This window comes from Streptomyces sp. W16 (genome assembly GCF_033194735.1).
Taxonomy (GTDB): domain Bacteria; phylum Actinomycetota; class Actinomycetes; order Streptomycetales; family Streptomycetaceae; genus Streptomyces.
Genome location: NZ_JAWOAI010001229.1, coordinates 1 through 255, shown reverse-complemented (window position 1 = coordinate 255; position 255 = coordinate 1). Strand labels below are relative to the sequence as shown.

Below are 255 nucleotides of genomic sequence, written 5' to 3'. Positions count from 1 at the left end.
CCCTTCGGGGAATGGAAAGTGGTGGAGCCGCCGGCCCAAGGTGGTAGTAGGTGAGTGATGGGGTGACGCAGGAAGGTAGTCCAGCCCGGGCGGTGGTTGTCCCGGGGTAAGGGTGTAGGACGTGGTCCAGGCAAATCCGGATCACACATAGTCTGAGACCTGATGCCGAGCCGATTGTGGTGAAGTGGATGATCCTATGCTGTCGAGAAAAGCCTCTAGCGAGTTTCATGGCGGCCCGTACCCTAAACCGACTCA

1 rRNA gene is annotated in these 255 nt (G+C 58.8%); it reads left to right on the top strand.

Features of this window, described 5'->3' with window-relative positions:
- Positions 1 to 255, top strand: a 23S ribosomal RNA gene (locus R6V09_RS54350); the annotation flags it as partial.